General features: G+C 37.2%; 7 protein-coding genes, 8 tRNA genes and 1 pseudogene. 2 read left to right on the forward strand and 14 right to left on the reverse strand.

All coding sequences use genetic code 11. The features are described 5' to 3' along the window. Positions 1 to 4: 4 nt before the first annotated feature. The 4 genes from glgA to glgB all read right to left on the reverse strand — a co-directional run bounded on the left by glgA (position 5) and on the right by glgB (position 5,616). Positions 5 to 1,435, reverse strand: coding sequence for a glycogen synthase GlgA (gene glgA / locus ACZ76X_RS24265; protein ID WP_479851936.1), 1,431 nt, complete (start codon positions 1,433 to 1,435; stop codon positions 5 to 7). 112 nt (positions 1,436 to 1,547) lie between these two features. Then, complete coding sequence (glgD, locus tag ACZ76X_RS24270) at positions 1,548 to 2,582, reverse strand: glucose-1-phosphate adenylyltransferase subunit GlgD (protein WP_479851937.1); 1,035 nt, start codon at positions 2,580 to 2,582, stop codon at positions 1,548 to 1,550. A gap of 18 nt (positions 2,583 to 2,600) precedes the next feature. Next, positions 2,601 to 3,731, reverse strand: coding sequence for a glucose-1-phosphate adenylyltransferase (glgC, locus tag ACZ76X_RS24275; RefSeq protein WP_479851938.1), 1,131 nt, complete (start codon positions 3,729 to 3,731; stop codon positions 2,601 to 2,603). Further along, entirely contained in the window at positions 3,679 to 5,616 is a 1,938-nt protein-coding gene (gene glgB, locus ACZ76X_RS24280) for a 1,4-alpha-glucan branching protein GlgB (protein ID WP_479851939.1), read from the reverse strand. The genes glgC and glgB overlap by 53 nt, the downstream gene beginning before the upstream one ends. Before the next feature lie 468 nt (positions 5,617 to 6,084). On the opposite strand from glgB, the gene ACZ76X_RS24285 reads away from it, so the two are divergent. Both ACZ76X_RS24285 and ACZ76X_RS24290 read left to right on the forward strand, forming a co-directional pair. Then, positions 6,085 to 6,690, forward strand: coding sequence for a TasA family protein (locus ACZ76X_RS24285; protein ID WP_479851940.1), 606 nt, complete (start codon positions 6,085 to 6,087; stop codon positions 6,688 to 6,690). Between the two features lie 32 nt (positions 6,691 to 6,722). Next, the gene (locus ACZ76X_RS24290; protein WP_479851941.1) at positions 6,723 to 10,946 is read left to right on the forward strand and encodes a S8 family serine peptidase; all 4,224 of its coding nucleotides are present in this window, start codon (positions 6,723 to 6,725) and stop codon (positions 10,944 to 10,946) included. Positions 10,947 to 11,119: 173 nt separating this feature from the next. On the opposite strand, the gene ACZ76X_RS24295 is transcribed toward ACZ76X_RS24290, so the two are convergent. From ACZ76X_RS24295 to ACZ76X_RS24340, 10 genes and pseudogenes are all read right to left on the reverse strand, one after another. Then, positions 11,120 to 12,064 carry an L-lactate dehydrogenase gene (locus ACZ76X_RS24295; RefSeq protein ID WP_000715339.1) on the reverse strand — a complete coding sequence of 315 codons (945 nt, stop codon included), beginning with the start codon at positions 12,062 to 12,064 and terminating at the stop codon, positions 11,120 to 11,122. A gap of 481 nt (positions 12,065 to 12,545) precedes the next feature. After that, positions 12,546 to 12,701, reverse strand: a pseudogene (locus tag ACZ76X_RS24300) (anti sigma factor C-terminal domain-containing protein); the annotation flags it as partial. A 105-nt stretch (positions 12,702 to 12,806) separates the two neighbouring features. Then, a tRNA-Glu gene (locus ACZ76X_RS24305) sits at positions 12,807 to 12,878 on the reverse strand. A gap of 6 nt (positions 12,879 to 12,884) precedes the next feature. Next, positions 12,885 to 12,975: transfer RNA gene (locus tag ACZ76X_RS24310), tRNA-Ser, on the reverse strand. 7 nt (positions 12,976 to 12,982) lie between these two features. Beyond that, positions 12,983 to 13,057: transfer RNA gene (locus ACZ76X_RS24315), tRNA-Asn, on the reverse strand. 7 nt (positions 13,058 to 13,064) lie between these two features. Next, positions 13,065 to 13,141: transfer RNA gene (locus ACZ76X_RS24320), tRNA-Ile, on the reverse strand. Positions 13,142 to 13,150: 9 nt separating this feature from the next. After that, positions 13,151 to 13,221: transfer RNA gene (locus tag ACZ76X_RS24325), tRNA-Gly, on the reverse strand. A gap of 13 nt (positions 13,222 to 13,234) precedes the next feature. Continuing rightward, positions 13,235 to 13,310, reverse strand: a tRNA-Lys gene (locus ACZ76X_RS24330). Positions 13,311 to 13,320: 10 nt separating this feature from the next. Continuing rightward, positions 13,321 to 13,396: transfer RNA gene (locus ACZ76X_RS24335), tRNA-Thr, on the reverse strand. A gap of 14 nt (positions 13,397 to 13,410) precedes the next feature. Then, positions 13,411 to 13,486 (reverse strand) — tRNA-Phe (locus ACZ76X_RS24340). Positions 13,487 to 13,495 lie beyond the last annotated feature (9 nt).

Raw genomic sequence — 13,495 nt, forward strand, 5'->3', positions numbered from 1 at the left:
CATGTTATTCCATGAGACTTTTATACAATTTCTTATAAGCAAGAGCTGACTTCTCCCAGCTATAATCTTCCGTCATCGCTTGCTTTACAAGCTGCTCCCATACCGGTTTATCGTGATAAAATTCAATTGCACGAAGAACTGTGTGCAACATGTCATGTGCATTAAAGTTCGTGAAACTGAAACCATTTCCTTCTCCAGTTTCTTCATCATAAGATTGTACCGTATCATTTAATCCGCCTGTTTCTCTTACAATTGGAATCGTACCGTAAGCTAATGCGATAAGTTGTCCAAGTCCACACGGTTCAAACAGTGATGGCATTAAGAATAAATCACTTCCCGCATATACTTGGTGAGCTAATTCTTCATTAAATCCGATGTACACTTTTACCTTCTCAGGATACTCGTATGCCATCCACTCAAAGAATTGCTCATATTCCGAATCACCTGATCCTAAAATAATACATTGTACATCTTCCTCCATTATTTCACGGAATACAGTACGTACTAAATCAAGCCCCTTTTGCTTCGTTAATCTCGTTACCATTGAAATAATCGGCGTATCTTCTTTTTCTGGCAAACCAAAATAACGCTGCAAGGCGCGTTTATTTTCACTCTTTTCATATAATGAATCTGCATCATACTGAGCAGTAATATACGAATCCGTTTCTGGATTATATACGCTCGTATCAATTCCATTTACAATGCCGCTAAGCTTATCATTATATTTGCGTAACAACCCATCTAACTTCTCACCGAAAAACTCATATTGAATTTCTTCTTTATATGTCGGGCTAACTGCTGTAATTTGATCAGAAGCGATAATACCACCCTTCATAAAGTTCACATTCCCATAAAACTCTAACTGCTCACTGTGGAAATATTCATCACCAAGTTCTAACAAGTCGTACATCACTTCAGGAGGAAATACACCTTGGAACTGCAAGTTATGAATTGTATATACCGTTTTAATATGCTCATATAATGGGTTATCTTGATACTTTTCACGTAGTAAGAAATTAACCATAGCTGTATGCCAATCGTGACTATGAAGAATATCCACTTCGAAATCAAGATGAGGAATACACTCTAAAACTGCTTTCGAAAAATAAGAAAAACGCTCTCCATCATCATAATGACCATACAGAGAATCCCTCTTAAAATAATACTCATTATCTATTAAGTAATACGTAATCCCGTCTTGCTCACCTTTTAAAATTCCGCAATATTGATTTCTCCACCCAAGTGGGACGTTAATTACTTTATGTAGCGTACATCCATCCCTTAATTTTTGCGGAATAAGACTATAATTCGGGAGTATAATGCGAACGTCCACACCTAATTTTTTTAGCTCTTTTGGGAGCGCACCTGCTACATCAGCTAAGCCTCCCGATTTAACAAATGGTACACATTCTGATACTGCAAATAAAATATTCACTTGTTGTCCCACTGCACGAAAAGCTTATACTACTTCCCTTGCAGCTTCCTCCCTTCGAGTTTTCATTTGAATTAAAACTTTAATCAGTGGAGGAAGACCCCCACTGATTCTTTTAAGAATAACTATTAATCGTACTGTTTTGAACGCTTCCTTTTTCTACAACGTATGGCTCATCAGCGTTTCCTTTTAGTGCAACACCGTCACCAATTTTCACGTCTTTATCAATAATAACACCGTCTATTATACAGTTATCTCCAATTTGGCTCTTTTGCATAATAATGCTATTACGAACAATTGAACCTTTCCCAATTTTAACAGAACGGGAGATAACACTATTTTCTACTTCGCCTTCAATAATACTGCCGTTTGCAATCATTGTATTTTTCACGGCTGCACCCTTTAAGTAACGAGTTGGTGGTTCATCTTTTACTTTCGTAAAGATCGGTGCTTCTTTCTTAAATACTTGCTTCCAAATAGCAGGCTGCAAAATTTCTAAGCTATGTTTATAGTAACTTTCAATCGAATCAATAATAGCTACATATCCTGTATGCTCATACGTAGCAATATGCAGTGATTTTCCGCGCTTTTCTCTCACCACATCGAATAAGCTATATTGCTCCAAATCTTTATATGACTCAAATAAATCTAACAATAATTTTTTCTTTAACACGTATGTTTGAAGCGAAACCCCTTCATGGCAAACTTCTGTAATATCAGCTGCCGTATGTATATGTCGCTCTAACACCGCCTGGAAATTCAATGCTGTTACGAGATGGCTATTCGTAATAACGACGTATTCTTCTCTAGCTCTTAGAAAATAATCAATATGTCTTCTAAAATGCGCAAAAGATCCAAATTCGTCTTGATCACATTGGCAATTTGGCGGGAATAAAAACAGTCCGTCTCTTTTTCTATCTAAATCCCACTGTTTTCCTGAACCAACATGGTCCATTAACGAGCGGTTTTTATGACTTGTAAAAACCGCTACACTATGAATATTAGAATTCACCATATTTGAAAGCATGAAATCAATGAGTCGATAACGGCCCCCAAACGGTAACGCCGCTAGTGAACGATGCCCTGTTACTTTCTTTAAGGAAGGAAAACTTCCCGTTGCATTAATAATTCCTAACATTTTTTCTCCCATTCATTTCATCCCCCTTTTCTATTTCCCTTCAGCAATGAGTACTACATCGTCAACATTTTTTTCCGGACGAATAATTGTTCCATCTTCAATAACCATTTCCGATCCAACAATTGCTCTTTCAATCACAACATTTTTTCCAATCTTCGCTCCTGGCATAACGACAGAATCAATAACCATACTACCTTCTTCTATCGTCACCCCTTGGAATAATACAGAATGCTTCACGTCCCCTTCAATGACGCATCCTTCGTTAATAAGTGATTCTTCTACCTTTGCCTGCTCTGCAATATATTGAGGTGGCTCATTTGGATTTACAGAATAAATACGCCAATTACGATCGTTTAAATTTAGTGATGTTTCATCGCGCAATAAATCCATATTCGCTTCCCATAAGCTCTTCACTGTTCCAACATCTTTCCAATATCCTTCAAACGGATATGCCATTAACTTCTTCCCTTCATCTAATAAAAGCGGAAGTACATCTTTTCCGAAATCATTACTAGATTCAGGATTTCTTGCATCCATCTCTAAATACTCTTTCAAAATTGCCCAGTTAAAAATGTAAATTCCCATTGATGCAAGATTACTTCTTGGAAATTGCGGTTTTTCTTCAAATTCAACAATCTCCATCTCTTCGTTCGTATTCATAATACCGAAACGACTCGCCTCATCCCAAGGTACTTCAATAACAGAAATGGAAACATCCGCTTCCTTCTCAATATGATAGTCTAGCATTTTACTGTAATCCATCTTATAAATATGGTCGCCTGATAAAATAAGAACGTACTCTGGTTCGTACTGACTTAAATAGTTTAAGTTTTGATAAATGGCACTTGCCGTACCTGTGTACCACTTCACACCTGAAGACTCCGCATAGGGAGGTAACACTGTGACTCCACCGCTTACTCGGTCTAAATCCCACGCATTGCCAATTCCGATATAATTATGAAGTTCAAGTGGTTGATATTGCGTTAAAATCCCAACCGTTTCAATACCAGAATTCGCACAGTTACTTAGCGTAAAATCGATAATGCGATATTTACCACCAAATGGAACAGCTGGCTTGGCTAAATTTTTTGTTAATGCACTTAATCGACTACCTTTTCCCCCTGCTAGTAACATTGCTACGCACTTTTGTTTTTGAGCCATCTTGTTTTTTGCTCCCCTTTCTCGTCTTCACTGGTCGTAATATGGATACGCCAAATGGTGGAATTGTAATTTCTACATGTGCTGCTTGATTATGAAACGGTTCTTGAATCGCCTTCAGACGTTTCTTATTTACTTGCCCTGACCCGCCATATTGCTCAGCATCACTATTTAAAATCTCGTTATAATACTCGAAATCTGGTACACCTACTTTATAGTTTTCATATGTAGCTTTCGTAAAATTACATACGACAACTAACGCATCTTCTTGTTTATCCCCTTGGCGAATAAATGAGAAAATACTTTGCTCATGGTTATTAGCATCTATCCACTGAAATCCTTCAGGCGAATGATCAAGCTGCCAAAGTGGTTTAGAGCGCTTATACAATGCTATGAGCTCTTTAAAGTAATCATGCATATAACGATGCATTTCAAAATCATGTAAATTCCAATCTAAATCTTCAAGGTCTTTCCACTCATCGAACTGCCCAAATTCTCCTCCCATGAAAAGTAATTTCTTTCCTGGGTGAGTAAAGAAATATCCATATAATAAACGAAGTTGAGCAAACTTATCCCAGTACTCTCCTGGCATTTTATTTAATAACGACTTTTTCCCATGAACGACTTCATCATGAGAAAGCGGTAATATGAAATTTTCAGAGTAAGCATATACTAAAGAAAACGTCATTTTTTCATGAATATACTTCCTATACTCAGGCGCACATTCCATATACTTCAGCACATCATTCATCCAGCCCATATTCCATTTATAATTGAATCCAAGCCCACCTTCATACGTTGGGGCTGTTACAAGTGGCCAAGCTGTTGAATCTTCTGCTGTCATAAGAAAATCTTCATCTTCTGCAAACACCGCTTCATTTAACTCTCGTAAAAATGAAACAGCATGCTCATTACTTTGCTCCTGTCCTTCTTTATTCCAGTACAGCATATTTGCAACTGCATCCACCCTGAAACCATCAATATGGAAATATCTCATCCAAAATAACGCATTTGAAATTAAGAAATTACGTACTTCTCTCTTTCCTAAATCAAAATTGACAGTTCCCCATACTGGATTTTCTTGCACATCTTTATCTTTATATTCATAAGTCGGTGTCCCATCAAACAAATATAAACCGTGAGCATCTTTACAAAAATGCCCCGGCACCCAATCTAAAATGACACCGATTCCATATTTATGACATTCATCGACAAAATACATCAAATCATGTGGCGTGCCGAATCTACTCGTTGCTGCATAATATCCCGTCCCTTGGTATCCCCAAGAACGATCATATGGATGCTCAACAAGCGGCATAATTTCAATATGTGTAAATTGATGTTCCACCACATAAGGAATGAGTTCTTCTGCCATTTCCCTGTAAGAATACAGTGTTCCGTCTTCTTTCTTTTTCCAAGAACCGAAATGTAATTCATAAACTGTCATCGCTTCTTTATAAATCGATTTTTTCTTTTTCTTACGACTCCAGTTTTTATCATTCCATTCGTATCCCTTTATATCAAAAACTACAGATGCCGTATTCGGTCTTACTTCTGCATATACAGCATACGGATCCGCCTTAAAGATGACGTCACCAGCCATCGTTTCAATCGCATATTTATATATTTCTCTTTCTTCAATATGCGGTATAAATAGGGACCAAATCCCCTCTTCTGTCACTTGCAGCATCTTATGTTGCTCATAATCCCATTCATTAAAATCTCCCACAACACTCATTGCTTTCGCATGAGGAGCCCATACTGTAAAACGTACACCTCGCATCTCATCTTCCGTCACAACATGTGCACCAAAGATGTTATAACTTTCATAGTACTTTTCTGTATGAAACTCATCTCGTTTCACTTCTTCACAATTTATTACACTCAATATGCTCACCTCACTAAGATGACAGAATTTTTTATACTTTACCAATTCTGCGAAAAACTGAAATATCCTTGTTAATTTATAAAAAATATACGTTTTTTTCTTAAAAATGTTGGTTTTTTTTCACATTTTCATATAAAATATCGAATTTTGACGAATATTCATTGAAAACGCTTCATTTTCTACTAGCCTTTCATCCTACCATTTATTTCTCAACCTTTATTTCATTGGTTTTATCCTATTTTAAACGTTATGTATTACTTAAAATCGTAACAAAATAATCTGTCATAAAAAAATGTTTCTCAACATTTTTTGTCACAATTTTATTGAAATGGAAAATTCATACGCATATACTTGTTCTCAATAAAGAACAACGAACCTTCGCAAATATAATTCATACTGAAACACTATGTTTACTCTATCCATGCTCTAGGCGAAAGTTTGATAAAAATTAAATTAGGGGGCTTTCTTATGTCATTAAAACAAAAGGTTGGGATGGGAGTTGTCACAGCAACGCTTGGCCTATCCCTTACATTCGGCGGTGTATTCGCCTATTTCAGTGATTCTGAAACATCTAGTAACTCATTTCAAGCTGGTACACTAGATCTTTCTATTAACCCAAGTGTAATTGTTAATGTGAAAGATTTAAAGCCAGGTGATTTGATTGAAAGAAACTTCAAGCTTGAAAACAAAGGAACATTAGATATTGCGAAAGTAGCACTTGAAACATCCTATGAAGTTACAGATGCAAAGAAAAATAATGATGGTGACGATTTAGGCGATCACATCATCGTCAAATTTTTAGTAAATGACGGAAAGCCAACTAATCCAAACGATGATCATGAAATTTTGTGGGAAACAAAACTATCAGAATTAAAAACTATGAAACCTGAAGATGTAGCTACATCTCTAGAACGTCATAACTTAATAGACGGTATTAAATCCGGTGAAACAGATTACTTACACGTCCTCTTCTCCTTTGAAGACAACGACCAAGATCAAAATAAATTTCAAGGTGATTCCCTGCAGCTAAATTGGAAATTCCATGCTGAGCAAACACCAGGCACGGAGAAGTAATTTTTAAAATATAAATTATCGGAGGCTTATACATGAAAAAGAAAAATCGTTTTGTTACCGGAATTGTTACGGCTGGCGTTCTATTTTCAACTGCCCTTCCGTTCAATGTGCTTGCTGAAAGTCCTATTAACCAAATTGAATCTTCAAATGCTCATTCTATATTATCTAAGCTTTCTAAAGAACAACGCCTGGCATTACAAACGGTAGATGCCAACCCTGGTTTTACAATTTCACCAGATATTAATACGAGTAGTTCTGAGCCTATAAATATCATTGTAGAATTTCAAACTGCTCCAGTAAAGATTAATGAATTAAAACAAAAAGAAAAAGGATTACAATCTGCTCCTGAAAATATAAAGGCACGTATTGATCAAGAACATGAAGAATTCGAAAAAGGACTAAAACGTCTTTATCAATTCAGCCCATCAGTAAAATCAGGAAACTTCCAGTCCATGCAAATTAAACGTTCTTATAAGCATGCGATAAATGGTGTTGCGATGACATTACCTGCAAATACAGTTGAAGAATTGTTACGAATTGGCGTTGTAAAACGTATTTGGAAAGATTACGAAGTGAAATTAAATTTACCAAAACAAACAGAGCAGAAAGCACCTCAAAAACTAACAGATAGCATTCCGCAAATTGGAGTCGATAAGTTACATAGTGAGGGCATTACCGGAAAAGGTATTAAAGTTGGTGTATTAGATACGGGTATTGATTACAACCATCCTGACTTAAAAGACGTGTATAAAGGCTATCGCGCAAAACCAGGTGAAGATTCTAGTAAGGTAGATCCAAACTCCGTAAAAGGTTGGGACTTTATTAATAACGATGCAGATCCGATGGAAACAACTTATACAGAGTGGCAACAATCTGGTGCTCCTGAATTTGATGATCGTGGTTCTTCCTTCTACACTGCGCATGGTACTCACGTAGCAGGTATCGTTTCTGCGCAAAAGAAAAACAAATCAGATTCAGCTGTAAAAGGTGTTGCACCTGACATTGAACTGTATAACTATCGTGTACTCGGTCCTTACGGAAGCGGAGATAGTTCTGGTATTATCGCTGCAATCGATAAATCTATTTCTGACGGTATGAACGTCATTAACTTATCGTTAGGTGACGATAGCAACAATCCGCTTGATCCAACGTCTATCGCTGTTAATAACGCGATGCTTTCGGGCGTTGTTACAGTCGTTGCTGCCGGTAACTCTGGTCCAAATCCAGCAACACTCGGATCACCAGGTGCTTCTCCCTTTGCTATTACAGTTGGAGCAAGTGATAGCTCTATTTCCTTACCGAAACTATCAGGTCATGCGGGACAATTACAATTCCCTAACCTCATTTTATTCGGCAAAAACTTCACTGATAAAATAGAAGATTTCAAAGGAAAAACTTTACCTATTGAATATGTAGGAATCGGTACTCCTGACGAGTTTAGTAAAAAGGATGTAAAAGGAAAAATCGCTCTCGTTGCACGTGGTACACTGTCATTTGATGAAAAAATTGCTAACGCAAAACAAGCAGGTGCAAAAGCGGTTATTATTTATAACAACGTGGATGGAGAAATTCCTTTCTACGTTGGTGAAAGTACAAAATACATTCCAGCATTCCGCCTAACGAAAGAAGACGGTGAAAAACTAAAAGCTCAAATTGAACAAGGCAAAACATCCTTAACTTTCGATGAAATTAATTACATTCAAACAGAAGGCGATCATCTTGCAGACTTTAGCTCACGCGGTCCTGTTACAGCAAATGATGATATTAAGCCTGATATTACAGCGCCTGGTGTCGCTGTCCTTTCAACAGTTCCTGAATATATTAACGACCCGCAAGAGGGTGAAAATTACGCTGTTTCCTATGAGCGTATGCAAGGAACATCTATGGCTTCTCCTCATATTGCTGGCGTTGCTGCTCTTATTTTACAAGAACACCCAGAATACTCTCCATTCGATGTAAAAGCGTCTCTTATGAACACTGCTGATGATTTAAAAGAAAAGTATTCCGTATATGAAGTTGGAGCAGGACGAGTAGATGCTTATAACTCTGTTCATACGGAAACAAGTTTTAAAGTGTTAGACACGACAAAAACAATTGTAAATGATGAAGTAATTGAAGTACCAGAAGAAACTGGATCCATTGCATTCGGTAAGTTTTATCAAAAAGACGGGGAATCAATTGAAAAAAAACGAAAAATTAAAATTGAAAATCGCAATAAACAAGAGAAAAAAGAATTTAAAACAGAAATTTCTTATACACCAGCATCATCTGCTATTAACGATGCTACCGAAAACGGTGTAAAAGTTTCTACTGCTGAAACGATTACGATTGATGCTGGTAAGTCAGATGAAATTGAAGCAAAAATTAATATTCCTGCTGGTGTGAAGCAAGGGCGCTATGAAGGATATATTCATATTACAAATACGAAAAATAAAGAAGAAACGTATCAAATCCCGTTCTCTATTCGTGTATCAGAGCCTGGTATTGAAAACGCACTATTATCAAGAAAAACAATCTCAACTGATACATCTAAATTCAATCCATACCGTGAATCGTATTTGCACGGGGCGCTCCAATTAAACAGCGAACTTGAAACGTTAGATCTTATTGTGAAAGACTCAAAAACAAATAAAGCGCTTGGCTTCATTGGAACATTAAACACGAGCGGATTAAAAACGGATGTGTATTACTACTTAGATTCATTCTTTAACGGCAGAGTGTATCCTTTTACAAATGATCCTGCAAAACCAATTGGTGATGAGAAAATCGACTTACCAGAAGGTGATTACACAATTGAGTTTGTTGGCTACGATAAAGCCGGTAAAGCACGTGTGAAAGGTGATTATGTCGTAATTGATAATACACCGCCAGAAGTGAAATTAACTGGATTACAGCCTGGTATTTATGAACTAAATGAAGAAAACTATACAGTAGAAGACGGTAAAAAAGCACTATGGATTAAAGGAAATGTATATGATTCTAACGTTGACTACTTAAGAGGAAAAGGATTAAACATTACGCAAGAAGCGAACGGAGTTATGTACTATGACTATTCTCCATACTTGCATAAGTTTTTACCTATTACGGAAAATGGTGACTTTAAAGTTGGCATTACACCTGATTCCTTTAAAACTGAAGGTCCAATGAATACAGGCGTATATATTTTCGATTATGCAACTGCAGGTCCTGACTATCCGAGCGGTGTAAATAACTATTGGTTTATCCCACAAGGTGCTCAATATGCGAAAGCTAGTTATGATAAAAAAGAATTATATAAAGATGATGAATTCACTGTGACGCTAAACGCCAAACATGTAAAACAATTTGTATCCGGAGAATTTAACATAGAATTCCTAGAGAAAAACTTCAAATTTGCAAATGCAAAATTGAATCCTGCTTTTGAAAAACTCCTTTCTGAAAAAGGGGTAACAGCAAAAATAAATGCACCGAAACTAGAAGAAGGTTCTGTTACAGTAGGCGGGGCTATTGATGATAAAAACTTTGCTGGATTAAATGGTGACTTCCCGTTCATTGATGTAACTTTTAAAGTAGAAAATGATGAATTTTATGAAGCAAATGCTCAATTAGATTTATCAGTGTTCGCTTACTGGAAACAAGGTGAATCAGAGCCAAATAGAATGCGTATACTTCAAGATCAAACATTCTCAGTAATGTCCTTAAACTCCAAAGTAGAAGGAAATATTAAGCCTGGTGCATTCTTAAATGAACGTGGCTATTTAGATGAAAAATTCGATTATACGAAGCTTGGCGTAAAAGTATATGCGACTGATTCTTACCGTCATAAGTTTGAAGGCTCACTAGATAAATACGGATACTTCAAATTAAATGGACTTCCTGTTAATAAACGCGACTACAACTTATACGTAGAAGTACCCGGGCATTTAACAAGCCGACTAACAACGAAATTAGGTACTGAAAAAGACGGTAAGCTACTTGGCCAATATTATTATGCACGCCTTGATGAAAATCTTGCAGGTGATGTAAATGGCGATAAAGTAATTGATATAAAAGATGCTGAAATTATCGCTAGCAATTACGGTAAAAAAGGACTATCTGTAAAAGACGGCGACCTTAACAAAGATGGCATTGTCGACGAAAAAGATATTCGCTTCGTTGAAAAGAACTTTTTGAAAAAAGGTCCGGATGCATCTAAATCACAAACACCTGTCGAAAAATCTAAAAGTGATACACTGGCAGATATTTTAAAGAAATTAGGATTAACGCCTAAAAAATAATAATAAAGAGCACTCTACTTTACGTAGAGTGCTCTTTTCTATAAACAATCCTGATCCAGCAAAAGGGGTATATTGGGGATATACAAGGGAAACCGGAAAAGGAATTTATATTAAATTATATATAAATCCAGAAGTAAGAAGTAGGTCTCCACTTCTGGATTATTTAGCAATTATTATAGTACTGGTGCCATTGTTTCTTTTAATACTTTTACAGAATGAGCGAATTTCGCTTTTTCTTCTTCATTTAGCTCAAGTTCTACAATTTCACGTACACCTTCGCGGTTAATAACAGCTGGAACACCTACGTAAGCATCTTTCTCACCGTATTGACCTTCAAGGTATGCAGATACAGTTAATACGCTGTTCTCGTTGTTTAAGATTGCTTTAGTCACACGAAGTAGTGACATACCGATTCCGTAGTAAGTTGCACCTTTACGTTCGATGATATGGTAAGCTGCATCACGTACATTTTCGAAGATTTTATCTAAGTCTTCTTGTTTGTACTGTTCGTTGTTAGCTAAAATTGTTTCTAGTTTTTGTACACCGATAGTAGCGTGGCTCCATACTGGAAGTTCAGTGTCACCGTGTTCACCAACGATGTAAGCATGAACGTTACGTGGATCTACATCTAAGTAGTCACCTAACATGTAACGGAAACGAGCAGAGTCTAAAGTAGTACCAGAACCAATTACGCGCTCTTTTGGTAGACCAGATTCTTTCCAAGTTACGTAAGTTAAAATATCAACTGGGTTAGTTGCGATTAAGAAGATTCCATCGAATCCACTATCCATAATACCGCGAACGATTTGTTTAAAGATCTTTGTATTTTTCTCAACTAAGTCTAAACGAGTTTCACCTGGCTTTTGTGGTAATCCAGCAGTGATAACAACTAGATCTGCATCTTTGCAATCTGCATAGCTACCGCTCCAAACTTTAGTTGGTGATGGAGAGAATGGTACCGCATGGCTTAAGTCCATTGCTTCCCCTTCTGCTTTTGCTTCATTAACATCTACTAGTACGAATTCTTCAGCTACACCTTGGTTGATCATTGAGTAAGCGTAACTACAACCTACAGCTCCTGTTCCTACTAATACTACACGATTGATACCTTTTTTCATGGTAATTTCCCCTCTCTATTGTTCACATATATTTTTTTATGATTGTTTAAGTAATTAATTAAAATACTAATTTAATGTTGTTTAACTTCTTTACACTCATATTGTAGCACGTATTATTGTGAATTACTTCACAAATTATGACCTATTTGTGAACTTTTTCACATAGAGTGTAAAGTTATTGGGATAGGTGTGGAATCCATTTCAATGGATGCGTTTTCTTTAGATTGTGAACTGGTTTTTCTTACGTTTTTGTCGGTAAGTGAAATTATATCGACGATTATTTAAATATATCAACGATTTTGAGAATATATCTATCGTAACTCAAAATATATCAACGATTCGACAAGGAATATCGACTTACCGACAAAACCCAACAATAATGACAACATAAAGTGAACCTATAATCAGTGGGAGTTTTACTGCCCGTTAATGTCAGATAAAGAAGCTGCCTCCAATAGATCACCTATTAGAGGCAGCTTCTTTATTTATTTTCCGCAGTAGCACCTAATACAGTAGCTTTTACATAATGTTGACCGTTTAATTTTGGTAAATCCTCAGCACTTCCCGTTACGACTACTCCGATGACTTTTACATCCTCCTCACTTGGTTTTGCTTTCTTTCCTTTTAGGTAGTCATATCAAATAGAAAAAAGTACACAAAGAATCTAAAAAAAAGCAGACTATCTAAAGTCTACTTTTACACAACAAAAAAGAGATAGCAGATTATGCTATCTCTTTTAGTATGACCCGTACGGGATTCGAACCCGTGTTACCGCCGTGAAAGGGCGGTGTCTTAACCACTTGACCAACGGGCCAATTACTGGCAGAGAAGAAGGGATTCGAACCCTCGCACCGCGTTCGCGATCTACTCCCTTAGCAGGGGAGCCCCTTGAGCCACTTGGGTACTTCTCTATAAATATGGCTCCGCAGGTAGGACTCGAACCTACGACCGATCGGTTAACAGCCGATAGCTCTACCACTGAGCTACTGCGGAACAATTATGGTGGGCCTAAATGGACTCGAACCATCGACCTCACGCTTATCAGGCGTGCGCTCTAACCAGCTGAGCTATAGGCCCATAATTGAAAGCGGGTGAAGAGAATCGAACTCTCGACCAGAGCTTGGAAGGCTCTTGTTTTACCACTAAACTACACCCGCATTAAATTGTAAATGGTGAGCCATGAAGGACTCGAACCTTCGACCCTCTGATTAAAAGTCAGATGCTCTACCAACTGAGCTAATGGCTCATTTTGAAAGTGGTGCCGACTAGAGGACTTGAACCCCCAACCTACTGATTACAAGTCAGTTGCTCTACCAATTGAGCTAAGTCGGCTTGCGACTTCAAAATGGTGGCTCGGGACGGAATCGAACCGCCGACACGAGGATTTTCAGTCCTCTGCTCTACCGACTGAGCTACCGAGCCTTTATGTAA

Source organism: Bacillus sp. BC05(2025) (assembly GCF_056725905.1).

Bases quoted from the DNA above. Each gene is read 5' to 3' on its own strand.
- glgD (WP_479851937.1), bottom strand. From the start codon at position 2,582: ATGGGAGAAAAAATGTTAGGAATTATTAATGCAACGGGAAGTTTTCCT.
- glgC (WP_479851938.1), bottom strand. From the start codon at position 3,731: ATGGCTCAAAAACAAAAGTGCGTAGCAATGTTACTAGCAGGGGGAAAA.
- ACZ76X_RS24285 (WP_479851940.1), top strand. From the start codon at position 6,085: ATGTCATTAAAACAAAAGGTTGGGATGGGAGTTGTCACAGCAACGCTT.
- ACZ76X_RS24290 (WP_479851941.1), top strand. From the start codon at position 6,723: ATGAAAAAGAAAAATCGTTTTGTTACCGGAATTGTTACGGCTGGCGTT.
- ACZ76X_RS24295 (WP_000715339.1), bottom strand. From the start codon at position 12,064: ATGAAAAAAGGTATCAATCGTGTAGTATTAGTAGGAACAGGAGCTGTA.